Origin of the sequence: Pseudomonas sp. LH1G9, assembly GCF_002949975.1 — a bacterium.
In the GTDB taxonomy this organism is placed as follows: domain Bacteria; phylum Pseudomonadota; class Gammaproteobacteria; order Pseudomonadales; family Pseudomonadaceae; genus Aquipseudomonas; species Aquipseudomonas veronii.
Window position 1 is genome coordinate 4772306 of the sequence record NZ_CP026880.1, and the last position, 22956, is coordinate 4795261.

Genomic DNA, 22956 nt, shown 5'->3' on the forward strand with positions numbered 1-22956 from the left:
AGGGGTGGCTCATGGCTGGGCGCTCCAGCCACCGGCGGGGGCGGCGAAACGATAGACCACCGGGCGTTTTTCGCCATCGGCGCGGGCGCCGAAATTACTATCGATGCCCAACCAGGCACCGTCTGCATCCAGCACCAGGGCTTCGGCCAGGCCATAAGGCTGGGCGTAGCGCCGTTCGGGCGTCAGGGTCTCGTCGGCGAACGACCAGCACAGCTCGACCTTGGCCGTGACCGCATCGCGCCGACAAATCTGGAACGCATTGCGCTCCAGGGTAAACAACTTACCGTTGAACAGCGCCAGGTCGGAAAAGTCCTTGGACACCGCCTTGGCGTTGGGGAACTGCGCCGGCTGCACTTCCTGGCCGGCCTCGCTCAACAGCACGCACGCCCCCGCGCAATCCCACACGCTTTGCTGGCGCTTGATGGAAATCAGCCCGCGCCGCTCACGCTCCGCCGCCAGCCAGATCTGATTGCCCTCGGGGTTCACCGCGAGGCCTTCGAACAACGCATTGAAATGCAGCAACATGCCGCTGGCGCGGGCTTCACGCACCATGCCGGGGGCGATCTTCAACCACTCGGGCGCACCGCTCGCCGGCACTTTCAGCACCGCCGCATGGGCTTCGCTGACCACGTAGCGGTTACCCGCGGCATCGCAACTGATGCCTTCAAAATCCAGGTCTCCGCCGCGAATCAGCGACGCCGCCTTGGTGCGCGAACGCAGCCCCCAGGGCAGGCCGGAGTCAGGCACGGGCGGCACGTCGAGCTTCACCGTTTCGGCCTGCCAGGTCGGCGCGCTGATATCCAGGCGGTAGATCTGGTCGTCGTCGCGGTCGGAAACCGCCCACAACGCGTTGCCACACAAAGCCAGGCTCGACAGGTTACCGCCGCGCATGCCGTCCACCGGATGTTCGGACACCAGCTTGAGCTCAGCCACGGGCGCGGCGACCGCCTGGGTGGCCGCCAACCCGCTCAACATCAGGATCGCCAGGGCGAAACCTGTACGCATCAGCCCAGGACCTCGGCGAGGTTGCCCTTGGACTCCAGCCAGGACTTGCGGTCCGGCGCGCGTTTCTTCGCCAGCAGCATGTCCATCATTTCCGACGTGGCGGCGAAATCGTCCAGGGTCAACTGCACCAGGCGCCGCGTGTTCGGGTCCATAGTGGTTTCGCGCAGTTGCGGCGGGTTCATCTCACCCAGGCCTTTGAATCGCGTGACCTGCGGCTTGCCGCGTTTCTTCTCGGCGATCAGGCGGTCGAGGATGCCATCGCGCTCGCCTTCGTCGAGGGCGTAGAAAATCTCCTTGCCCAGGTCGATACGGTACAGCGGCGGCATCGCGACGTAGACGTGACCGGCGTCCACCAACGGGCGGAAGTGCTGCACGAACAGCGCGCACAGCAAGGTGGCGATGTGCAGACCGTCGGAGTCGGCGTCGGCGAGGATGCAGATCTTGCCGTAGCGCAACTGGCTCATGTCCGCCGCGCCGGGGTCGACGCCGATGGCCACGGCAATATTGTGCACTTCCTGGCTGGCCAGGACTTCGCTGCCGTCGACTTCCCAGGTGTTGAGGATCTTGCCGCGCAACGGCAGGATCGCCTGGAATTCCTTGTCCCGCGCTTGCTTGGCGGAACCGCCGGCGGAGTCACCTTCCACCAGGAACAGCTCGGAGCGCATCGGGTCCTGCCCGGCGCAATCGGCCAGCTTGCCCGGCAGTGCCGGGCCCGCCGTGATGCGTTTACGCTCGACCTTCTTGCTGGCCTTGAGGCGACGGCCGGCGTTGTTGATCGCCAGTTCCGCCAGGGCCAGGCCCAATTCCGGGTGCTCGTTGAGCCACAGGCTGAACGCATCCTTGACCACACCGGAGACAAACGCCGCCGCCTCGCGGGACGACAAACGCTCTTTGGTCTGTCCGGAGAATTGCGGCTCCTGCATTTTCATCGACAGCACGAACGCGATGCGCTCCCACACGTCTTCCGGCGCCAGCTTCACGCCGCGCGGCAGCAGGCTGCGGTATTCGCAGAACTCGCGCATGGCGTCGAGCAGGCCCTGGCGCAAGCCGTTGACGTGGGTGCCGCCCTGGGCGGTGGGGATCAGGTTGACGTAGCTTTCCTGCACGCTGTCGCCGCCTTCGGGCAGCCACAGCAGCGCCCAGTCGACGGCTTCTTTGTTCCCGGCCAGGCTACCGCAGAACGGCTCGTTGGGCAGGCGTTCGAAATCGCTGACGGCGTCTTCCAGGTAGGAGCGCAGGCCGTCTTCGTAGTGCCACTCGACCTTTTCGCCGCTGCCTTTGTCTTCAAAGGTGACCAGCAGGCCCGGGCACAACACGGCCTTGGCCTTGAGCACATGCTTGAGGCGGCTGACGGAGAATTTCGGCGAATCGAAGTATTTCGGGTCCGGGGCGAAGTACACGCTGGTGCCGGTGTTGCGCTTGCCAACGGTGCCGATCACCTGCAGGTCGGTGGCTTTGTAGCCATCGGCGAAGGTCATCTCGTATTCGTTGCCGTCGCGCTTGACCCGCACCCGCACCAACGTCGACAGGGCGTTGACCACGGAAATACCGACACCGTGCAAGCCGCCGGAGAACTGGTAGTTCTTGTTGGAGAACTTGCCGCCGGCGTGCAGCTTGGTGAGGATCAACTCGACGCCCGACACCCCCTCTTCCGGGTGAATGTCCACCGGCATGCCGCGACCGTCGTCGGACACTTCCAGGGAGTGGTCAGCGTGGAGAATGACATGCACCGACTTGGCGTGCCCGGCCAAGGCTTCGTCGACGCTGTTGTCGATGACTTCCTGGGCAAGGTGGTTCGGCCGACTGGTGTCGGTGTACATGCCGGGGCGTTTGCGCACCGGGTCGAGGCCCGAGAGGACTTCGATGGCGTCGGCGTTATAAGAGCTAGCGCTGGGAGTGGCCATGGGGTCTCGTCGTGAGTCGTTCGATTAAAAAGTGACCTGCGGTTTCCAAGGCAATTACAGTGCCGAGAAATCGAAGGATTGATACTGATCCGCGCCAATGCCGGCAAAGCTCAACAACGCCGGCAACTGCCGGGCAAACCCCTGGTAACCGTGGTCGCCACCGGCCTGGATGCGCAAGGCACAGGCCCGGTAATACTGCTGGGCGAGGCGATAATCCAGGGTTTCGTCCCCGGTCTGCAACCACACCTGATAACGCGCGGCATCCTGGGGCGCCGGGACTTCCAGCTCGGCCAGCGCCGTGACGTGATCGTGGGTCAGTTCCCAGGTTTCATCGGTATAGAGATTCTTCTGGGTGCCCAGGTAACCGTCGAACATCCGATGGGGGCTGACCGCCGGGTTGACCAGCAGCGCCTTGAGGCCATGGCGCTCGGCAAGACAGGTTGCATAGTAGCCGCCGAGCGAGCTGCCGACCAGCAGCGGCCGCCCCAGTTCTGCGATGGCCGCCTCCAATTGAGGAATCGCCTGGCGAGGGTGGTGATGCAGGGCCGGCACGCGCAGTTGGTCGGCCAGGCCGAGGGTGTCCATCACGCGGATCAACTGGCTGGCCTTGTTCGACGCAGGCGCGCTGTTGAAACCGTGGATATACAGGATCGAAGCGGACATGCCGGGCTCTCCGTGCTTGCGCCAAAAAAGGCGCAGTTTACAGGGATCGGAGTGGTGAGTCCCCTGTCTTCCCCTCCCACCTTCAGTAGCCGTTGCTGGCGTAATCCACGGTAAAGGCAAAGCCTTTGACCCGTTCCACCCCGGTCTCCAACCGCCCGTCGGCATGCAGACGCAGCCAGCGATAGCCCGGCGCCTCGGTGCTGACGTTGAAGTCCTCGCTGCCCGGCGTGAACTGGATGCAGGTGGACGGCGACGCCAGCAGGCGCACGCCGTTGCGCTCGCGGTCGATCTCCTGGTGTACATGCCCCCAGAGCAAGGCCCGGACCTGAGGGAAACGGTCCAGCACGGCAAACAGTGCCTCGGGGTTGCGCAGGCCGATGGGTTCCATCCACGCACAGCCGATGGGCACCGGATGATGGTGGAAACACACCAGATGATGGCGGTGCGGCGCTTCGCTCAAGGCTTGGGCCAGCAGTTGCAGCTGGCTGTCCTGCAGATAACCCGGCACCGAACCGGGCACGGCGGAGTCGAGCAGGGTAATGCGCCAATTGCCGACGTCGACCACCGGTTCCAGCAGGTCGCTGTGCAGGGCGGCGTGGGCCATGATCTGCGGCTCATCGTGGTTGCCGGGAATCCAGCGCGCCGGCACGCCAAAGGGCGCGGTCATCTCCCTGAAGTGCTGATAGGACGCCAGCGTACCGTCCTGGGACAAGTCCCCCGTGGCCAGCAGCAAGTCGATCCGGGGCTGCTGCTCGCGCACCAGGCCGATCACCCGTTGCAAGCTCTCACGGGTGTTCATGCCCACCAGCGTGGCGTCGGCCTCGGCAAACAGATGGCTGTCGGACAGTTGCACCAGCACTGCCGGTGCATCGGGGGTCACGGTGGGTACGCGGGGCAAGGTGCTCTCCCAAGGCAATCACAGGAATGGACGTATGGCGCGATTATGCTGGGGCAGGACACAAAGAGGAAACCCAGGGAAGCAGATGCAGTTCACATCTACCGCACGACTTCGAACTCGTGGCCCAGGGCCAGGCAGTGACTCAACCATTCACCGAGGAACACATTGAGCTGTGCTTTCTCATCGGGCTGGTGCATGAACACATTGGGGTAAGGATAGATGCTGCGAAAGCGTCGCGCATGTTCGGCGCTGATGACTTCGGCCATTCGCGCATCGTGGTACACCTGCACTTCCAGTTGCGGCACCGGCAGCCATGGCAGGCTGTGCTCCTGGCGCACGCGCAGGGTGGTGGTGTACGGGCAATTGACGATGACTTCCAGGGTCAGCACGCCGAGCATCTGGTCGCCATGGGTCACGGCGATGCGCCGTGCCTCGGGCGTGTGGCGCATGTCCGGCAGCAGGCGCATCAGCCGCGCATAGTTGGCCTCGCAGGCGGCTTGCAGCCCGATCAGGTCAACCCGGTATCGTTCCCGTGCCTTTACTGCCATAACCCCCTCACTTCCGCGCGATTGAGCGCTAGCCATTGCAAGGCAATAATGCTGGGCGCATTGGATATCCGACCATCACGCACCGCTTGCAAGGCATCTTCGAAAGCCCAGGTGCTGACGCGGATATCTTCTGCCTCTTCTTCCAGTCCATGGACGCCACCGGCGCCCGAACTGTCGCAACGGCCCAGGTACAAGTGGACGAATTCGGTACTGCCGCCGGGCGAAGGGAAATATTGGGTGATCGGCCACAGTGCGGAGAATGTCAGTCCAGCTTCCTCCTCGGCTTCGCGGTGTGCAACCTCCTCCGGTTGTTCGTCCTTGTCGATCAGGCCGGCGACCATTTCCACCAGCCACGGGTTGGCGGCGCGGCCCATGGCGCCGACGCGAAACTGCTCGATCAGCACCACTTCATCGCGCTGCGGGTCGTAGGGCAGCACGCACACGGCGTCATGCCGCACGAAGACCTCGCGGTTGATCACTCGGCTCATGCCGCCGTCGAATTTTTCGTGGCGCAGTTGCACGCGATCGAGCTTGTAGAACCCCTGATAGGCATTGTCGCGCTGAACAATCTCGATCGTGCTCGGCGTCGATTTCGCGATGTCCGTCATATCCTTCCTCGTTATGCCCGTGCAATTGGCGCCATCCTAACGCGCTCCTGCCCGTTGGCGCAGCCCCTTTACGGTTGCCGGGATAGACGGCGGGCGTCAAACTCACTCTAATGAGCTTAGTGGCGAACTGACTGCCGTGCCGGTAGTCGAAGCTCCACGAATTTCGCTCTTATCGACGGACGAAGACCCTACATGTCACTTTTAAAAATCGCCTCCGTGGCGTGTATCGCCTTGACGCTCGGCGCCTGCCAGAGCCTGTTCCAACCGAACTACAGCACCCCGCTGGAAGCCACCCGCGACGCCAGCGAGCAAAGCAAGCCGGACTGCGCCAACGCCGATTGCCCGCTGGTGAATATCGACACCGTGCATTTTGCCAAGGAGCCCAAGCTCGACGCACTGATCGAACAACGCCTGCTGGAAATGACCCGCACCCGGTCGAGCGACCCGTTGCCGTCGAGCCTGGCGACGTACCGCGAGCAGTTCCTGAGCACCGCCGCGCCACGCAACAGCATGTACTTGCAGGCCAAGGTACGCGAGCAGCATGACGGCTTGGTGATCATCGAGCTGTCCAGCTACCTGGACCAGGGCGCCACCCACGGCGAACCGGGCCGCGCCTTCATCAACTATTCGCGCCCGCAGCAAAAAGCCCTGTCGCTGAGCGACATGCTGCTGCCCGGCAAGGAAGAAGCGTTCTGGAAGGCCGCCCAGGTGGCGCACAACAGCTGGCTGATCAGCACCCGCCTGAGCCTGGAGCCGGAGTTCGTCAAGCGCTACCCGTTCCAGAAAACCCCGAACGTGGCGCTGACCTCCGGCAGCGTGACCCTCAAGTACCCCACCACCACGATCGCGCCGTATGCCCTGGGCCACATCGAGTTGCAGATTCCTTACTCGCGCCTGGAAGGCATCATCAAGCCTGAGCTGGTGCCCGCGCGCCGCTGAAGGCGCGCCCGAGGATGAACTGCAACAGCCCTGCCAGCGCCAGTGCCGGCAGGGTCGCGCCGATATCCGGATACAGGTTGGCCAGCAAGTGGTAGGTGCCGATGCCGCCCAGCCAGGCCAGCAGCGCCGTCCAGCGTAGCGTGGCAAGCGCGCCCTGGCCGCGGCGGCGCAGGATGAAATGATCGACCAGCACCACGCCAAACAGCGGCGCGAATACCGAACCGATCAACAGCAGAAAGTTCTGGTACTGCGCCAACGGAGCAAAGCAGGCGATCAACGTGCAGAGCACACCGATGGCCAAGGCCAGGTGCTCGACCTTCAGGCGCAACAGAATCCCGCTGGAGACGGCCGCCGAGTGAATATCGGCAAAGGCGTTTTCCGACTCATCCAACAGGATCAGCAACAACGGAATCCCCAGCCCCGCGCCGGCCAGCGCCAGCAACAGCGCGTTGACTTCACCGCTCGGCGCAAACGCCAGGGTGTAGGCCACGCCCAGGCTCATCAGCCAGAAATTGCCGATAAAAAAGCCCAGCGCCGTGCCGCCGAACACGCTTTTCGCACGTTTGCCGAAGCGCGAATAATCGGCGATCAGCGGCAGCCACGACAGCGGCATGGCAATGGCGATGTCAAACCCCACCGCGAAGGGCATCGAACCGTCACCGGCCTGGGCCCATAGCGTGGCGAGATCGGCTTTGGCGAACAGGTTCCAGGTCAGCCACAGGCAGGCCGCGAGCAGCAGCCAGATGCCCCATTTACGCAGGATCTGGCGCACGAACGTCAGCGGGCCACTGACCGCCAGCAAGGTCGCCAGGCCACCGAAAAACAGGGTCCACAGCATCGGGCTGGCCAACAGGCTGGCGTCGCTGAAGGCCCGTGCGCCCAACAGGCTGGCGGCATCGCGCATGACGATGATTTCAAACGCGCCCCAACCGATCAGTTGCAGCAGGTTCAACAATGCCGGCAGGCTCGCGCCTTTGGCGCCGAGGCTGAGCTTGAGCGCGGCCATGGCGGACAGCCCAGTGTCGCTGCCGATCACGCCGACAGCGGCGAGCAGCAGCACGCCGACCAGGGTGCCGAGGAAAATCGCCAGCAACCCACCGGCCAGGCCCAGGCCGGGCGCGAGCAGCGCGCCGGTTTGCAGGACCATCAGGCCGATGCCGAGGGAGAACCACAGGGAAAACAGATCGCGGGCGCCGAATACGCGCTTGTCGGTCGGCACTGCGATGTCGGGGGAATAGGTGCTGGATTGAATGCTCAAGGATGGAATCTCTGAGGGGCATTTGTTGTTTGAAAGATTGTTATCGGGGGCAAGCCCCCTCCCACACTTGAATGTGTTCACAATTCAAAATGTGGGAGGGGGCTTGCCCCCGATAAGGCCCTTGAAAGCGCCTACAACCTCGGGTCAGACCTTCTTGTAGAGCTGGCTGCCTTCCTGCTTGAACCGCTCCGCCTGCTCGGCCAAGCCCTTGGCCACCTCCACATCCACCGCATCGATGCGCTGGTTGGCCGCGTACTCACGCACTTCCTGGGTGATTTTCATCGAGCAGAACTTCGGCCCGCACATCGAGCAGAAATGCGCGACCTTGGCCGAGTCCTTCGGCAGGGTTTCGTCGTGATACGAACGCGCGGTGTCCGGGTCGAGGCCGAGGTTGAACTGGTCTTCCCAACGGAACTCGAAGCGTGCCTTGCTCAGTGCGTTATCGCGGATCTGCGCGCCCGGATGACCTTTCGCGAGATCGGCTGCATGGGCGGCGATCTTGTAAGTGATGATCCCGGTCTTCACGTCATCCTTGTTCGGCAGGCCCAGGTGTTCCTTGGGCGTGACGTAGCAGAGCATGGCGCAACCGAACCAACCGATCATCGCCGCACCGATGCCGGAGGTGATGTGGTCGTAGCCCGGCGCGATGTCGGTGGTCAGCGGGCCGAGGGTGTAGAACGGCGCCTCGTCGCAGCATTCGAGCTGCTTGTCCATGTTCTCCTTGATCAGCTGCATCGGCACGTGGCCGGGGCCTTCGATCATGGTTTGCACGTCGTGCTTCCAGGCGATCTTGGTCAGCTCGCCGAGGGTTTCCAGCTCGCCGAATTGCGCGGCATCGTTGGCGTCGGCGATCGAACCCGGGCGCAGACCGTCGCCTAAGGAGAAGCTGACGTCATAGGCCTTCATGATTTCGCAGATTTCGTCGAAATGCGTGTAGGTGAAGTTCTCTTTGTGGTGCGCCAGGCACCACTTGGCCATGATCGAGCCGCCGCGGGAGACGATGCCGGTAACGCGCTTGGCGGTCAGCGGCACGTAGCGCAGCAGCACGCCGGCGTGGATGGTGAAGTAGTCGACGCCCTGCTCGGCCTGTTCGATCAGGGTGTCGCGAAACAGCTCCCAGGTCAGGTCTTCAGCGGCGCCGCCGACTTTCTCCAGGGCCTGGTAGATCGGCACCGTGCCGATCGGCACCGGCGAGTTGCGGATGATCCACTCGCGGGTTTCGTGGATGTGCTTGCCGGTGGACAGGTCCATCACCGTGTCCGAGCCCCAGCGAATGCCCCAGGTCAGTTTCGCCACTTCTTCTTCGATGGACGAACCCAGGGCGCTGTTGCCGATGTTGCCGTTGATCTTCACCAGGAAGTTACGGCCGATGATCATCGGTTCCAGTTCGGTGTGGTTGATGTTGGCCGGGATGATCGCGCGGCCGCGGGCGATTTCTTCGCGCACGAATTCCGGGGTGATGATCTTCGGCACGCTGGCGCCGAAGCTGTAGCCGGCGTGTTGCTGGTCGAGCAGGCCGCTGGCGCGGGCTTCTTCGAGCTTCATGTTTTCGCGGATGGCGACGTATTCCATCTCGGCGGTGATGATGCCTTTGCGCGCATAGTGCATCTGCGTGACGTTGGCACCGGCCTTGGCGCGACGCGGGTTCTTCACATGGGCGAAGCGCAGCGCAGTCAGTTCGGCATCGGTCAGGCGTTGCTGGCCGAAGTGCGAGCTCAGGCCCGACAGGCGTTCGGTGTCGCCACGCGACTCGATCCACGGCGAGCGCACATCGCCCAGGCCCTTGCGCACATCGATGATGACGTTGGGGTCGGTGTAGGGGCCGGAGGTGTCGTAGACCACCACGGGGGCGTTGATCTCACCGCCGAAATCGGTGGGGGTGACGTCGAGGCTGATTTCACGCATCGGCACGCGGATGTCCGGACGAGTGCCTTGCACGTAGATTTTCTGCGAGCGGGTAAACGGTTGCACGGAGCCGGAGTCGACCTTGGCCGATTCACTCAAATGCACGGTATTTTTTGGTGTTGTACTCATCACGGGCTCTCCAACTATCCAGGCGGTGGATTTTTGTCGGAGCGAACCTGTGGCGGATGGACGCACTGGAAGCAGTGCTGTGCTGGGTACTCGAGGGTTGTTCGAAGGTCGAACAACATCCCGGACAAAGCACAAGAGGACTCGCCGGGTGACGAGAAATCTTGTTCCCTACGCAGGCGTTAACCTGATCAGGTTCAACGGGATCCGGTATTTACCGATCTCAGCCTTCCAACAAGGCACCCCGACAAGAACCCGGCCAGTCTAGACAGGGTGAGGGCAAATTGCCAATAACGGAGCATTCAGCGTGATGAATGGCGCAATTGCAGGATTGTTGCGCCGTGTAACCACCACTACACTCGGTGACTGCCCCGACGCTTGACGCCAGGAATGGCCAACCGTAGCCTTGGGCGTTAAATTATCATCGTAATATTAAACCTAGGGATCAATTCATGCTGCGCAAACTCTCACTGGCTCTCGCCGTGTCTTGTGCGACCAACGGAATGGTCTGGGCAGCTGAAGCGCCCTTGTCCGCCCGAACCGACCTGGTCAGCGTCTACCAGGAAGCGGTGGACAACAACGCCGACCTGGCCGCCGCCCGCGCCCAGTACGGTGCGCAGAAAGAAGTGGTGCCCCAGGCCCGCGCCGGCTTGCTGCCCAACCTGTCGGCCGGTGCCGATATCAACAATTCGCGCACCCAGATCGACACCCCGGCCGCCACCGCCAACCGCGACGCGCATTCCTGGCGTGCGACCTTGAGCCAGCCGCTGTTCCGCGCCGACCGCTGGTTCCAGCTGCAAGCCGCCGAAGCCGTCAACGAACAGGCTGCGCTGCAACTTTCAGCCACCGAGCAGAACCTGATCCTGCAAAGCGCCGAGAACTACTTCGCCGTGCTGCGCGCCCAGGACAACCTGGCCTCCACCAAGGCCGAAGAAAGCGCCTTCAAGCGTCAACTGGACCAGTCCAACGAGCGCTTCGACGTGGGCCTGTCGGACAAGACCGACGTGCTGCAATCCCAGGCCAGCTACGACACCGCGCGGGCCAACCGGATCGTCGCGCAACGCCAGGTGGACGACGCGTTCGAAGCACTGATCGCGCTGACCAACCGTCAATACAATTCGATCCAGGGCATTGTGCATACACTGCCGGTGCTGCCGCCGCTGCCGAACGACGCCAAGGCCTGGGTCGAAACCGCCGGCCGCCAGAACCTGAACCTGCTCGCCAGCAACTACGCCGTCACCGCCGCCGAGGAAACCCTCAAGCAGCGCAAGGCCGGGCATGCGCCGACCCTGGACGCCGTGGCGCAGTATGAAAAGGGCGATAACGACGCGCTCGGCTTCAGTAACCCGAATGCCTTCGGCACGCCTTATGGCGGCGATGTCTCGCAACGCACCATTGGCCTGCGCCTGAATATCCCGCTGTACAGCGGTGGCCTGACCAGCTCGCAAGTGCGCGAATCGTACTCGCGCCTGGGCCAGACCGAGCAGCAACGCGAAAGCCTGCGCCGCCAGGTGGTGGAAAACACACGCAACCTGCATCGCGCGGTCAACACCGACGTGGAGCAGGTGCAGGCACGCCGCCAGTCGATCATCTCCAACCAGAGCGCGGTGGAAGCCACGGAAATCGGTTATCAGGTGGGTACGCGCAATATCGTCGACGTGCTCGACGCCCAGCGCCAGCTCTATGCGTCGGTGCGCAACTACAACAACAGCCGCTACGACTACATCCTCGACAACCTGCGCTTGAAGCAGGCAGCCGGCACGTTGAACCCTGGGGACCTGCAAGACCTGACGCGCTATCTCAAGGCCGACTACAACCCGGACCGCGACTTCCTGCCGCCGGACCTGGCCAAGGCCGCCGCCGAGCAGCTCAAGGCCCGCCCGGGTTATTGATCGCACCACAGAACCAATGTGGGAAGGGGCTTGCTCCCTCCCACATTTGGATCGGCATTGCGTCAGTGAGTTATCAGGCGATCAAGGCCATCCAACAATCGCTTCAAAGCACCCTGGTTGGCCTGCATCACCTTAAGCCCCGCCTGCGCCATCCGCTGGGCATCCTGCGGTAGCTCGAACAGCTGCCGCACGGCCTCGGCCAAACCTTCGGCATCATCCACCTCACGCAACGCCCCGGCGTCACGCAGCATTGCGCTGATTTCGAGGAAGTTGAACCGGTGCGGCCCCATGATCACCGGCTTGCCCAACGCCGCCGGTTCCAGCGGGTTGTGCCCGCCGGTCGCGACCAGGCTGCCACCCACCAACGCGCTGTCGGCCAAGGCATACAAAAACAGCAACTCGCCCATGGTGTCGCCGAGCAACACGGCGGTGTGCGCGGTGACCGGCTCGCCGCTGGAGCGACGCACCGTGGCGAACCCTTGTCGCTGGCACAGCTCAAACATCGGGCCGAAGCGTTCCTGATGGCGCGGCACCAGAATCAGCAGCGCACTGGGATAGCTGGCGAGCAGTTGACGATGGGCCGCCAGCACCACCTCATCTTCGCCTTCGTGGGTACTGGCGGCGATCCACACCGGACGCTCGCCGGCGCCCCACTGTTCGCGCAACGCGGCCGCGCGCGCCAGCAGTTGCGGGTCGATGGTCAGGTCGAACTTGATCGAGCCGGTCACTTGCACCGTGTCCGCACGCGCACCCAGGCTGCGGAAACGCTCGGCCTCAGTCTCGGTCTGCACGGCGATCAGACTCATTTCTGCCAGCATCGGCGCCGTCAGTCTGGCAAAACGTGCGTAGCCCTTGGCCGAACGCGCCGACAAGCGTGCATTGGCCAGCGCCACCGGAATCCCGCGCTGGGCGCAGGCGTGGATGTGGTTGGGCCACAGCTCGGTCTCCATGATCACGGCCAGTTTGGGCTGGACACGGTCGAGAAAACGCTTGGCCGCGCAGGGCAAGTCATAGGGCAAGTAGCAATGCTGGACGCGCGGTTCATCGGCGAACAATGCCTGGATACGCTCGGAGCCGGTGGGCGTCATGCAGGTGACCGTCATCGGCAACTGCGGATAACGCTCCAGCAAGCCACGGATCATCGGCGCGGCGGCGATGCTTTCGCCCACCGACACCGCATGCACCCAGATCCCGCCGGGTTGCATCCGCGGCAAGCCGTAGGAAAAGCGCTCGCCCACGCGCTTGGCGTAGGCCGGCGCCTTGCGCGCGCGCAGCCATAGACGTAAAGCCACCAACGGCAGCGCCAGGTAAAACAGACAGCTGTAGAGAGTTCTATTCATGGCGGCGGAGTTTATCGACTTTTTCAATCGATCGCCTGCAAGCACTCGGCAAAACGCTCGGCGAGAAAGCGCGCGGCAGGGCCCAGGGGTTCATCGCGGCGCCACACCAGCTCGACCACAAGCGCCGGCGGGGTCCATTCGCTGTCGAGTTCGACCATTTGGTTCTGGTACGCGGGGTATTGCACCACATGCCGGGGCAACCAGGCCCAACCCAGGCCACGGATAAGCCATTCGGCCAGCACGTAGAAGCTGTCGGCGCGCCACACCTGCGGGCTGGCGGCCTCGCTGCCGGGGTAGACGCTGGTCTGGGTCGACATCAGCAACTGGCGATACTGCGCCAACCCCTGGCAGTCCACAGTTTGCTGCGCCGCCAGCGGATGGCGACGCCCGCACACCGTGACCATTTCCACACTGCCGACGACCCGCCGCTCCAGCGCTTCGGGGATTTGATCGTGATAGAACAACATGCCCAGGTCGGCCCTGCGCTCCACCAGTTTGCGTGCGACATCGCCCTGGGCAGCGCTGGAAAGCTGCACCTCAAGGTTGGGAAACTGGCCGGCCAGGGCGTCGAGACTGTCGAGGACCGGCTGGTACAGCATCGCTTCATCCTGGGCCAGGCGCAGGCAGGCTTCTTCGCCGCGCACCAACGACAGTGCGCGGCCATTGAGGCGTTCGCACTGGCGCAGCACTTCCCGAGCCTCTTCGAGCAGCACCGTGCCGGCTTCGGTCAAGCGCGGCTGGCGGCCGCTGCTTCGTTCGAACAGGCTGACGCCCAGGTCCGCTTCCAGCAAGGCAATCCCGTTGCTGACCGCCGACTGAGCCTTGCGCTGCTGACGCGCCACCGCCGAAAAAGAACGCTGCTCGGCGACACTGACGAACAGGCGCATCTGTTCCAGGTTCCACTGCACATTCATGGCACAACCCATCTTCAATTCGGATAGGTAATGACTTTACCCCATCTGACGAGCCTCTAGAATGCCGACCTTATCCAGCGCGCTACACACCGAGGACCGCACCATGACCCCTGCCTACTACTACCTGGCCATCGCCATCTGCTCGGAAGTCATCGCCACCGTTTCCATGAAAGCCATCAAGGGCTGGAGCACACCGATCCCACTGCTGCTGGTGATCGTCGGCTACGGCGTGGCGTTCTGGATGCTGACCCTGGTGGTGCGTACAGTGCCGGTCGGCGTGGCGTATGCCGTGTGGGCAGGGATGGGCATCGTGATGGTCAGCGTCGCGGCGCTGTTCATCTATGGGCAGAAGCTCGATCTGCCGGCAATGCTGGGGATGGGCTTGATTGTGTTGGGCGTGGTGGTGATTCAACTGTTCTCGAAAACGGCGGGGCACTGACCTCACGCGTCAATATTGATCCCGCGCAAAGATCCATTCGTTGAGTCTGTATACTTGGCACCTTGATTTGAACACTGAGGTTGCCCATGCCATCCGTTATTTCCACCGACGTTCTGATTGTCGGCGCCGGAGTTGCCGGCCTCTGGCTGAATGCGCGCCTGCGCCGCCAGGGGTTTTCCACGGTGGTGGTGGAAAACGCCACCCTGGGAGGCGGGCAAAGCGTGAAGTCCCAAGGCATCATTCACGGCGGTGCGAAATACGCGCTGCACGGTGCGCTCACCGGCGCCTCCGAAGCGATTGCCGATATGCCGCGGCGCTGGCGTGAGGCCCTGGCCGGTCACGGCGAACTGGACCTGACTGGCGTGCGCCTGCTCTCCGAAGCCCATTACCTGTGGTCCCCCGGCACGCTCGCCGGCAACCTCACCAGCTTCTTCGCCAGCAAGGCCGTGCGCGGCCGCGTCGATCAGGTCAAGGGCGACGCCCTGCCGCCAGCCCTGCAGGACCGCCGCTTCAAGGGCAAGGTCTATCGCCTGTCGGAATTGGTGGTCGACGTGCCGAGCCTGATCGGACGCCTGGCGCAGTTGGCCGGCGATGGTTTGCTCGCCGGACAACACATCGAACCGCTGCGGGAAAACGACGCACTGGTCGGTCTGAAAGTCGACGGCCGCGAGATCCGCGCCCAGCGCATCGTCTTGAGCGCCGGCGGCGGCACTGCCGATCTGCTCGCCGCTCTGGGCCTGAGCGAGCCGGCCATGCAAAAGCGTGCGCTGCACATGATCATCGCCAAAGGCCCAGGCCTGAAACCGCTGTACGCCCACTGCCTGGGCGGCGGCACCAAACCGCGCCTCACCGTGACCACGCACCCGGCCGCCGATGGCAACTGGGTGTGGTACATGGGCGGCGACATCGCCGAGGCCGACGGCGTAGCACGCACGCCACAGGAACAGATCGCCACCGCGCAGCACGAGTTGGCGCTTCTGCTGCCGTGGATCGACATGAGCCACACCGAATGGGCCACCCTGCGCGTCGAACGTGCCGAGCCGCTGCAATCGGGCCTGACTCGCCCCGACAACGCCTTCCTCGCCGAACAGGGCCGCCTGCTCGTGGGCTGGCCGACCAAGCTGGCCCTGGCGCCGGACTTCGCCGACCGGGTGCTCCACGCCCTCGAACGCGATGGCATCCAACCCGGCCCCGCCAGCCCGCTGCCCGAGCTGCCCAAACCCGCCATCGGCCAACCGGCCTGGGAGCAACTGTTGCCATGAGCCTGCCCACCCTGCACGACCTGCACCGCCCGCTGGGCAGTACCGGCCTGCTGGTGTCGCCGCTGGGCCTGGGCACCGTCAAGCTCGGTCGCGACCAAGGGGTGAAATACCCCAGCGGCTTCCAGATTCCCGATGACGACGAAGCGCGCCTGCTGCTGCGCCAGGCCCGTCAATTGGGCATCAACCTGATCGATACCGCGCCGGCCTATGGCCGCAGCGAAGAACGCCTGGGGCCGCTGTTGCGGGGTCAGCGCAACGAGTGGGTGATTGTCAGCAAGGTCGGCGAAGAATTCGACAACGGCGTGTCCCGTCACGATTTCAGCGCGGCCCATACCCGGATGTCGATCGAACGCAGCCTGAAACGACTGGAAACCGACTTTATCGACCTGGTGCTGGTGCATTCCGACGGCAACGACCTGCACATTCTCAACGACTGCGAGGTGTACCAGACCCTCGCGGACTTGAAACGAGAGGGCAAAATCCGCGGTTTCGGCTTCTCCGGCAAAACCGTCGAAGGCGGCGTGAAGGCTCTGGAACAGGGCGATTGCGCAATGGTCACCTACAATCTGAACGAACAGGCCGAGAAAGCCGTCATTGATTATGCAGCCGCCCATGGCAAAGGCATCCTGGTGAAAAAAGCCCTCGCCAGCGGCCACGTCTGCCTGGAACCGGGAATGGACCCCATACGTGCCAGTTTCATGTTGTTGTTTGCGCAAACGGGTGTCGCCAGTGCTATTGTCGGGACCATTAATCCGCTGCACCTGGCTCACAACGTGGCGACCGCTGCCCAGGTCATTCGTCAACTCTGATGCCGCCGACGCGGCCGCCCCGACGTAAGAAGGAGCCGACATGTCGCGAACGCTCATAAGAAAAAACCCCAGCAACTTCAAGACTCTGCCACTGCATGTCGAAGCCACCCCCGAAGGCCTGAGCTACCAGAGCGTCGGCATGCCGCTCAACTTTGCCCAGACCCTGCAACGGCGCAAGCCGGTAGAAGTGACAGACCCGGAGCGTTTCGCCCTCGAGCTGGCCAACCTCGGCGTGTCGGTGCGTTTGACCCTGCATTGGCAAAACAAGGATTACTGGGTGCTGGTGCGCCAACGCCGCCAGGACCGTGGCGACGTGGTGCTCAAGCTGATTTCCGGCTATGTCCCCGCCCATGAGCTGAACCTGCCGCTGCACACCGCCATCCAGGAAATCGCCGAAGAGTGCCTGCTGGAGACGCCCGAAGGCTGGCTCAGCGGGCGCTTCAACGACACCTGGCTGCCGGCGCCCTACTCTGCCGCGCTGCACTACCGCGAAGCCTTGCCGTTTCGCTTGAGCCCCTTGTCCGGCGCGGCCCGCCCGGTGCGCTGCGCGACCACGCAACTGATCGAGCGCCCACGGGCCTACGTCCACTTGCCTACGGCCTCGCTGCAATTGATTTATGACTTGCGCCTGGAGGTGCCCAAGGAAGCCAAATCCTTGAGCCTGTTCCATGTGGATGAGCGACTCGAAGGCGATCAACTGGTCGCGCGCCTGGACCGCCAGCGCCCGGACCTGTACCTGATGCCCTTGAAGGACGGGCAGCCGCTCGCCGAACTGTATACCGTCAAGAAAGATCAGCTGTACCCGGCGAGCACGCGGGGTTTGTACCTGGCGGAGAGCTTCGCCCAACAGGACGGCTGGGTGGTGCGCGACGAGCGGATTCGTTGGAAGGATTGGCTCAGGCAGCAAGGCCTGGCCGTCCCGGAGAAAGAGTCGAAGCTCAAGCGCCTGACCGGCAAGGCGCGGCAGATGTTGCGCAAGATCGTGCCAAAGAAGGCCAGACCGTAGGCGCGAGCAGGCCCGCGCCTACGGCCGCGGGCCTTATTCGTGATTGCGGATTTTTTCCACGATCGCGGTCGTCGAGCTGTTCTCAACCAACCCCAGCACTTTGACCTTGCCGCCGTAGGCGCTGACGATGTCGGCGCCGACCACCTGGTCGACGGAATAGTCGCCGCCCTTGACCAGCACATCGGGCTTGACCTGGGCCAGCAGGTTTTCCGGGGTGGCTTCGGGGAAGCTGATCACCCAGTCCACCGCACCCAGGCCGGCCAGGACCGCCATGCGTCGGTCGACACTGTTGATCGGGCGGCCCGGACCTTTCAGGCGGCTGACCGACGCATCGTCATTGACCGCGACGATCAGGCGATCGCCTTGGGCGCGCGCCTGTTCCAGGTACGTCACATGACCGGCATGCAGGATGTCGAAACAGCCATTGGTGAACACAATGCTTTCGTTGTGGGCGCGCGCGTCGTCAATCGCCAGCAGCAATTGCTCGAGACTCAACACCCCACGCTCGGAGCCTTCGGAACGCTGGATCGCACGGCGCAGTTCGGGCGCGCTGATCGCGGCGGTGCCGAGCTTGCCGACCACGATGCCCGCCGCCAGGTTGGCCAGGGCCACGGCGTGGGGCAATTCCTCGCCGGCCGCGATGGAGGCGGCCAGGGTGGAAATCACGGTGTCGCCGGCGCCGGTGACGTCGAACACTTCACGCGCACGCGCCGGCAGGTGCATCGCCGCATAGCCCGGGCGCAGCAAGGTCATGCCGTGCTCGCCACGGGTCACCAGCAAGGCGCCCAGGTCCAGTTCGGCCATCAGCGTCGCGCCCTTGCTCACCAGTTCGTGCTCATCGGCGCAACCGCCGACGATGGCTTCGAACTCGCTGAGGTTCGGCGTGATCAGGCTGGCGCCGCGATAAATCGAGAAGTCCTTGCCCTTGGGATCGGCCAGCACCGGAATATTGCGGGCCTTGGCGGCCTGGATCAGCATCTGGTGGTTCTTCAGCGCGCCTTTGCCGTAGTCGGACAACACCAGCACCTTGATGCCTTCGAGCAACTCATCGACCTGCGCGCTGAGGGCCAGGGCGTCGGTGGCGAAGGGCTCTTCGAAATCGATGCGCAGCAATTGCTGGTGACGGCTCATGACCCGGAGCTTGACGATGGTCGGCTGATGGGCGATGCGCTGGAACAGCGCGCGCACGCCGGCACCGCGCAGGCTGTTGGCCAGGCTGTCGGCGGCTTCGTCGTCGCCGGTCACGCCCACCAGGGAGGCCGGGGCGCCGAGGGCGGCAATATTGAGGGCAACGTTGGCAGCGCCGCCTGGACGGTCTTCGATTTGCTCGACCTTGACTACCGGTACCGGCGCCTCAGGGGAAATCCGTGAGGTTCCGCCATGCCAGTAACGGTCGAGCATGACATCGCCGACCACCAAGACAGGGGCTTGATCGAATCGCGGCATGGACAACTTCATGGAGCAACCCACATACAAAATGAACAGGGGCGCGATATTAGCACAGGGTTACAGAAGGCTTGTGGGGGTGTGACAGAAGATGTTGCAGGAACGTTGGTGAGGCGGATTGCCCGCCCCACCAAGGGTATCAGGTGATATCCGCCGACACCGGGGCATCCAGGCCCATGGCATGCAGGCGGGCGTAGTAGCCGTTCTGTGCAAGCAATTGACCGTGGGTGCCGCGCTCGACAATACGCCCGTCGTCCATCACCAGGATCAGGTCGGCCTTCTCGATGGTGGACAGGCGGTGCGCGATCACCAGGGTCGTGCGGCCTTGCATGACCTTGTCCAGCGCCGCCTGAATGTGACGCTCGGACTCGGTGTCGAGGGCCGAGGTGGCCTCGTCGAGAATCAGCAGCGGCGCATTCTTGAGCAGGGCGCGGGCAATTGCCAGGCGCTGGCGTTGACCGCCGGACAGCAGCACGCCGTTTTCGCCGACCTGGGTGTCGAAGCCTTTAGGCAACTGGTCGATGAAGTCTTTGGCGTTGGCATCCATCGCGGCGGCTTCGACGTCGGCCCGTGGTGCGCCGGCCAGGTCGCCGTAGGCGATGTTGTTGGTCACCGTGTCGCTGAACAGGGTCACGTGCTGGGTCACCTGGGCGATGTGCTTGCGCAGGTTGAGCAGTTTGTAGTCTTCGATCTCGACGCCATCGAGCAGGATTTCACCGCTTGCATGGTGGTAGAAACGCGGGATCAGGCTGGCCAGGGTCGACTTGCCGCTGCCCGAGCGCCCCACCAGGGCGATCATCTGCCCAGGCTCGGCGGTAAAGCTGATGTCCTTGAGTACAGGGCGTTCGGTGCCGGGATAGGTGAAGTTGAGGTGACGCACTTCCAGATGGCCGCTGACCTTGTCGCGCTCGATCGTGCCGTTGTCGACTTCAGCCTCTTCGTCCAGCTGTTCGAAAATGCTCTCGGCGCCCGCCACACCCTTCTGGATGGTCGAGCTGACTTCCGACAACTGACGGATCGGCTTGGGCAGCAGACCGGCCAAAGTGATGTAGGCCACCATGTCGCCGGCCGATGCGTCGCCGCGCAGGTAAAGCACCAGGAACATCAGCACGGCCATGGCGGTGTAAATCACCAGTTGCAGCGCCGGGGTGTAGATCGCCCCGGTGCGGGTCATGCGCAGTTGCTTGTTGGTGTTGCTCTGGCTGGCCTTGAGGAAGCGTTTTTCCTCGTAGACCTCGCCGCCGAAGCTGCGCACGACGCGGTACCCCTGGATGGTTTCAGACGCCACGTGGGTCACGTCGCCCATGGCCACCTGGATCTTCTTGCTCTGTTTGCGGAATTTCTTGCTGGCCGTGCTGACCATCACCGCAATCAACGGCAGGATGGCGATCATCACCAGCGTCAGGCGCCAGTTCATGAACAGCAGCGAAGCGAACAGGAAGATCACGGTCATGCCTTCGCGAATCACCACCTTGATCGCATCGGTCGCCGCCCCCGTGACCATGGTCACGTTGAAGGTGATGCGGGAAATCAGGTGCCCGGAGTTGTGATTGTCGAAGTAGCGGTTGGGCAGTGTCAGCAGGTTGTTGAACAGTTGCACCCGCAGGTCGTGGACCAGGCCCAGGGAAACCTTGGCCAGCAGGTAGTTACCGAGGAACGAACCCAGGCCCTGCCAGGCGGCGATCAGGATGATCAGCAGCGGCACGGCCTGCAGCAACTGCAGGTCGCGCAGGAACGGCACGCTGGGGAACAACACGGCTTGCGGGTTCGAAAGGCCATCGACAAAGTACTTGAGGATGTACCCCAGCATCGGCTGGGTCGACGCGAAAATCAGAAATCCGACAATACTCAGCGCGAACAAACCCGCATAGGGCCTGACGTAACTGAGCAGGCGGAAGTATATTTTCAAGCTCGAAGGGCTTGCGCTCGGACTGGAGTCGGTCATATCACGCGGCGTTTTAAAAAAGGAGGCTGACTTTAGCACAGCTTCTCTGTTGTACTTGCACCCCACATGACCCGCGGGCCGGCGAAATCCAACCGGCGACATTATATAGCCACCACTCTAAGATGGTCGGCTTTCTATTTCTGAAATGGCTTTTACCGTATGCAGTGCAAGCGTCTTACCTATGGTTCAAATCGCGTCTTCGACTTCCTGGTCCTATGGATTTTGCCCATTGGCTTGTTGCTTCTGCTGAGTTCGCTGTTCTTCGTCACCAATCGCAACGTGCTGCACAGGTTCTACTACGCCCTGTTCAGCGCGCCGACCTTGTTGCTATTGTGCCTGCGCCCCAGGGAATTCATGGAATTGCTGCGTGAGCCGCTGGCCATCGCATTCCTGGTCTTCTCCGCCTGGGCCCTGACCAGCCTGTTCTGGAGCCCGGAGTTTCATCCCGACACCGACCTGTTCAAGCGACCGCTGCACACGTTCATGTTGTTTGGCGGCTGCGGGCTGTTGCTGCATTACCGCAACGACCTGTTCAAGCCCGTGTTCTTCAGTGCGGCAGTGATCGCACTGGTGGCGACCCTGTGTAACCTGGTGGCCTTCGCCAAGGGGTTTGAGCCGGGCCTTGAAATACGCATGATCGGCGGCCGCGGCGCCCTCGACAACCCGCTGCTCAGTTCCCACGTGTTCGGTTTTTTCAGCGTCTACTGGTTGTATGTCTGCATGACCAGCCAGCGCTTACCGGTGTTGTGGTTCAGCATACCGGCCCTGGCCATCATGACCGCCGCGGTCCTGGCCACCGGTTCCCGCACACCGTTGGTGGCCCTGACCCTGGCCCTCCTGTGGATGAGTTTTGTCAGCCGCAACCGCCGCTCGGCCATGATGATCGCGGGCCTGGTCCTGAGCGCCGCGGCGCTCTTGCTGTTCTACCCTGAACTGATCACCAACCGTGGCAGTTCGTTCCGCTTCGAACTGTGGAGCATGACGCTGCAGCGCATCGCCGAACACCCGTGGATCGGCCACAGCTACGACTCCGAGCTGTACCTGACCCTGGCCAACGGCTACCAACTGCGCGAACCCCATAGCTTTGCCCTGGGCGTGCTGTATTACGTCGGCATCATCGGCTTTATCCCGTGGATCTTCATGCTCGGCTGGGGCCTGTACAAAAGCCTCAAAGAGCGGGCGCAACCGCTGTTCATCCTCGCCTCCTCCCTGCTGGCCTACGGCATCGGCGCCGGCCTGACCGAGGGCGGCGGCATCCTGTCGCGGCCCAAGGAACACTGGTTCCTGCTGTGGATTCCTTTGGCGATCATCGCCGGCCTGAGCATCGCCCAGCGCCGCCACAGCCTGCTGCGCATGCCGGTGCAAACCCTCAAGACCGAGGCCTTCGATCAACTGTGCCACAACGCCCATGTGATTGAAGCCGACGGCCTGGGGCCGAAAGTCCTGCGCCTGGAAGACGGCAGTTTCCTCAAGGTCTTCCGCGCACGCCGCTGGTACACCTCGGGCAGCTTCAACCCTTATTCCGAGCGGTTTGCCAACAACGCCGAACAATTGCGCAGCCTGGGCATTCCCACCCCGCAGATCCTCGGCGTGTACAGCCTGCGCGACGCCAGCAGTGCCGTCACCTACTCGCCACTGCCCGGCCTGACCCTGCGCCAGGCCCTGCAAAGCCTGGACAGCAGCCTGCGCGAATCGCTGATCGAGCGCTTCGGTCGATTCATGGCCCAATTGCATGAGCGTGGTGTGTACTTCCGCTCGCTGCACCTGGGCAACGTGCTGCTGATGGATGACGGCGAGTTCGCGCTGATCGATATCGCCGACCTGCGCATCTTCCCGTCGGCCCTGCGCAATGCCTTGCGCCAACGCAACCTGCGCCATATGCAACGTTACCCGCAGGACCGCAACTGGCTGTTCGAAGCGCACTTCGAGCAACTGGCCAAGGGTTACGCCAGCATCGCCAGCCCAAAAGCCACGGCAAAAATCCGCGAGCAGGTCCAGGGCCTGGCTAGCCCGGCCGCCTGATAAAAAAGGCGACTATCACTGCTGATA

Annotated in this window: 19 protein-coding genes and 1 riboswitch; of the genes, 7 read left to right on the forward strand and 12 right to left on the reverse strand. The window is 63.2% G+C overall.

Annotated elements, in window-relative coordinates:
- Positions 1-9: 9 nt before the first annotated feature.
- From C5F70_RS22145 to C5F70_RS22170, 6 genes are all read right to left on the reverse strand, one after another.
- Positions 10-1005 carry an esterase-like activity of phytase family protein gene (locus tag C5F70_RS22145; RefSeq protein ID WP_104904055.1) on the reverse strand — a complete coding sequence of 332 codons (996 nt, stop codon included), beginning with the start codon at positions 1003-1005 and terminating at the stop codon, positions 10-12.
- Positions 1005-2909 carry a DNA topoisomerase IV subunit B gene (parE, locus tag C5F70_RS22150; protein ID WP_046384916.1) on the reverse strand — a complete coding sequence of 635 codons (1905 nt, stop codon included), beginning with the start codon at positions 2907-2909 and terminating at the stop codon, positions 1005-1007. The genes C5F70_RS22145 and parE overlap by 1 nt, the downstream gene beginning before the upstream one ends.
- A 54-nt stretch (positions 2910-2963) precedes the next feature.
- Positions 2964-3572, reverse strand: coding sequence for a YqiA/YcfP family alpha/beta fold hydrolase (locus C5F70_RS22155; protein WP_017849777.1), 609 nt, complete (start codon positions 3570-3572; stop codon positions 2964-2966).
- Between the two features lie 82 nt (positions 3573-3654).
- Positions 3655-4470 carry a 3',5'-cyclic-AMP phosphodiesterase gene (cpdA, locus tag C5F70_RS22160; RefSeq protein WP_046490734.1) on the reverse strand — a complete coding sequence of 272 codons (816 nt, stop codon included), beginning with the start codon at positions 4468-4470 and terminating at the stop codon, positions 3655-3657.
- Positions 4471-4568: 98 nt separating this feature from the next.
- Positions 4569-5018, reverse strand: coding sequence for a DUF1249 domain-containing protein (locus C5F70_RS22165; RefSeq protein ID WP_003209507.1), 450 nt, complete (start codon positions 5016-5018; stop codon positions 4569-4571).
- Positions 5009-5626: an NUDIX domain-containing protein gene (locus C5F70_RS22170; protein ID WP_017849779.1), complete on the reverse strand. Its 618-nt coding sequence runs from the start codon at positions 5624-5626 to the stop codon at positions 5009-5011. Before C5F70_RS22170 ends, C5F70_RS22165 begins: the two co-directional genes overlap by 10 nt.
- Positions 5627-5818: 192 nt before the next feature.
- Between C5F70_RS22170 and C5F70_RS22175 the strand changes: the two genes are divergently transcribed.
- Positions 5819-6565 carry an RsiV family protein gene (locus C5F70_RS22175; protein WP_017849780.1) on the forward strand — a complete coding sequence of 249 codons (747 nt, stop codon included), beginning with the start codon at positions 5819-5821 and terminating at the stop codon, positions 6563-6565.
- Here the strand turns inward: C5F70_RS22175 and cytX are convergent.
- Together cytX and thiC are read right to left on the reverse strand one after the other, a co-directional pair.
- A complete protein-coding gene (cytX, locus tag C5F70_RS22180; RefSeq protein ID WP_104904056.1) occupies positions 6534-7823 on the reverse strand; it encodes a putative hydroxymethylpyrimidine transporter CytX in 1290 nt (429 codons plus the stop codon). The genes C5F70_RS22175 and cytX overlap by 32 nt on opposite strands.
- Positions 7824-7967: 144 nt before the next feature.
- On the reverse strand, positions 7968-9857 hold the full coding sequence (thiC, locus tag C5F70_RS22185; RefSeq protein ID WP_017849782.1) for a phosphomethylpyrimidine synthase ThiC: 1890 nt from the start codon (positions 9855-9857) through the stop codon (positions 7968-7970).
- A 148-nt stretch (positions 9858-10005) separates the two neighbouring features.
- Positions 10006-10111, reverse strand: a riboswitch (TPP riboswitch).
- A gap of 195 nt (positions 10112-10306) precedes the next feature.
- Here thiC and C5F70_RS22190 point away from each other — a divergent pair.
- Complete coding sequence (locus C5F70_RS22190) at positions 10307-11746, forward strand: TolC family outer membrane protein (RefSeq protein WP_104904057.1); 1440 nt, start codon at positions 10307-10309, stop codon at positions 11744-11746.
- 62 nt (positions 11747-11808) lie between these two features.
- Here the strand turns inward: C5F70_RS22190 and waaA are convergent, their stop codons facing one another.
- On the reverse strand, positions 11809-13086 hold the full coding sequence (gene waaA, locus C5F70_RS22195; protein WP_104904058.1) for a lipid IV(A) 3-deoxy-D-manno-octulosonic acid transferase: 1278 nt from the start codon (positions 13084-13086) through the stop codon (positions 11809-11811).
- A gap of 23 nt (positions 13087-13109) precedes the next feature.
- On the reverse strand, positions 13110-14000 hold the full coding sequence (locus C5F70_RS22200) for a LysR family transcriptional regulator (RefSeq protein WP_017849785.1): 891 nt from the start codon (positions 13998-14000) through the stop codon (positions 13110-13112).
- Positions 14001-14103: 103 nt separating this feature from the next.
- On the opposite strand from C5F70_RS22200, the gene C5F70_RS22205 reads away from it, so the two are divergent.
- From C5F70_RS22205 to C5F70_RS22220, 4 genes are all read left to right on the forward strand, one after another.
- Complete coding sequence (locus C5F70_RS22205; RefSeq protein ID WP_026140385.1) at positions 14104-14439, forward strand: multidrug efflux SMR transporter; 336 nt, start codon at positions 14104-14106, stop codon at positions 14437-14439.
- An 86-nt stretch (positions 14440-14525) separates the two neighbouring features.
- On the forward strand, positions 14526-15701 hold the full coding sequence (locus C5F70_RS22210) for an FAD-binding oxidoreductase (RefSeq protein ID WP_104904059.1): 1176 nt from the start codon (positions 14526-14528) through the stop codon (positions 15699-15701).
- The gene (locus tag C5F70_RS22215; RefSeq protein ID WP_017849788.1) at positions 15698-16510 is read left to right on the forward strand and encodes an aldo/keto reductase; all 813 of its coding nucleotides are present in this window, start codon (positions 15698-15700) and stop codon (positions 16508-16510) included. The genes C5F70_RS22210 and C5F70_RS22215 overlap by 4 nt, the downstream gene beginning before the upstream one ends.
- A gap of 40 nt (positions 16511-16550) precedes the next feature.
- The gene (locus tag C5F70_RS22220; protein WP_017849789.1) at positions 16551-17516 is read left to right on the forward strand and encodes a hypothetical protein; all 966 of its coding nucleotides are present in this window, start codon (positions 16551-16553) and stop codon (positions 17514-17516) included.
- Positions 17517-17549: 33 nt separating this feature from the next.
- On the opposite strand, the gene hldE is transcribed toward C5F70_RS22220, so the two are convergent.
- Positions 17550-18974, reverse strand: coding sequence for a bifunctional D-glycero-beta-D-manno-heptose-7-phosphate kinase/D-glycero-beta-D-manno-heptose 1-phosphate adenylyltransferase HldE (gene hldE, locus C5F70_RS22225; RefSeq protein ID WP_026140386.1), 1425 nt, complete (start codon positions 18972-18974; stop codon positions 17550-17552).
- A gap of 127 nt (positions 18975-19101) precedes the next feature.
- Positions 19102-20907: a lipid A export permease/ATP-binding protein MsbA gene (msbA, locus tag C5F70_RS22230; protein ID WP_026140387.1), complete on the reverse strand. Its 1806-nt coding sequence runs from the start codon at positions 20905-20907 to the stop codon at positions 19102-19104.
- 159 nt (positions 20908-21066) lie between these two features.
- Between msbA and C5F70_RS22235 the strand changes: the two genes are divergently transcribed.
- Positions 21067-22929, forward strand: a complete 1863-nt coding sequence (locus C5F70_RS22235) for a bifunctional O-antigen ligase/aminoglycoside phosphotransferase family protein (RefSeq protein WP_104904060.1) — start codon at positions 21067-21069, stop codon at positions 22927-22929.
- Positions 22930-22956 lie beyond the last annotated feature (27 nt).

What these genes read in the sequence shown, in the direction of transcription:
- C5F70_RS22145 (WP_104904055.1), bottom strand. Translation starts at nt 1,005, where the DNA reads ATGCGTACAGGTTTCGCCCTGGCGATCCTGATGTTGAGCGGGTTGGCG.
- parE (WP_046384916.1), bottom strand. Translation starts at nt 2,909, where the DNA reads ATGGCCACTCCCAGCGCTAGCTCTTATAACGCCGACGCCATCGAAGTC.
- C5F70_RS22155 (WP_017849777.1), bottom strand. Translation starts at nt 3,572, where the DNA reads ATGTCCGCTTCGATCCTGTATATCCACGGTTTCAACAGCGCGCCTGCG.
- C5F70_RS22165 (WP_003209507.1), bottom strand. Translation starts at nt 5,018, where the DNA reads ATGGCAGTAAAGGCACGGGAACGATACCGGGTTGACCTGATCGGGCTG.
- C5F70_RS22170 (WP_017849779.1), bottom strand. Translation starts at nt 5,626, where the DNA reads ATGACGGACATCGCGAAATCGACGCCGAGCACGATCGAGATTGTTCAG.
- C5F70_RS22175 (WP_017849780.1), top strand. Translation starts at nt 5,819, where the DNA reads ATGTCACTTTTAAAAATCGCCTCCGTGGCGTGTATCGCCTTGACGCTC.
- thiC (WP_017849782.1), bottom strand. Translation starts at nt 9,857, where the DNA reads ATGAGTACAACACCAAAAAATACCGTGCATTTGAGTGAATCGGCCAAG.
- C5F70_RS22190 (WP_104904057.1), top strand. Translation starts at nt 10,307, where the DNA reads ATGCTGCGCAAACTCTCACTGGCTCTCGCCGTGTCTTGTGCGACCAAC.
- waaA (WP_104904058.1), bottom strand. Translation starts at nt 13,086, where the DNA reads ATGAATAGAACTCTCTACAGCTGTCTGTTTTACCTGGCGCTGCCGTTG.
- C5F70_RS22200 (WP_017849785.1), bottom strand. Translation starts at nt 14,000, where the DNA reads ATGAATGTGCAGTGGAACCTGGAACAGATGCGCCTGTTCGTCAGTGTC.
- C5F70_RS22205 (WP_026140385.1), top strand. Translation starts at nt 14,104, where the DNA reads ATGACCCCTGCCTACTACTACCTGGCCATCGCCATCTGCTCGGAAGTC.
- C5F70_RS22210 (WP_104904059.1), top strand. Translation starts at nt 14,526, where the DNA reads ATGCCATCCGTTATTTCCACCGACGTTCTGATTGTCGGCGCCGGAGTT.
- C5F70_RS22215 (WP_017849788.1), top strand. Translation starts at nt 15,698, where the DNA reads ATGAGCCTGCCCACCCTGCACGACCTGCACCGCCCGCTGGGCAGTACC.
- C5F70_RS22220 (WP_017849789.1), top strand. Translation starts at nt 16,551, where the DNA reads ATGTCGCGAACGCTCATAAGAAAAAACCCCAGCAACTTCAAGACTCTG.
- hldE (WP_026140386.1), bottom strand. Translation starts at nt 18,974, where the DNA reads ATGAAGTTGTCCATGCCGCGATTCGATCAAGCCCCTGTCTTGGTGGTC.
- msbA (WP_026140387.1), bottom strand. Translation starts at nt 20,907, where the DNA reads ATGACCGACTCCAGTCCGAGCGCAAGCCCTTCGAGCTTGAAAATATAC.
- C5F70_RS22235 (WP_104904060.1), top strand. Translation starts at nt 21,067, where the DNA reads ATGCAGTGCAAGCGTCTTACCTATGGTTCAAATCGCGTCTTCGACTTC.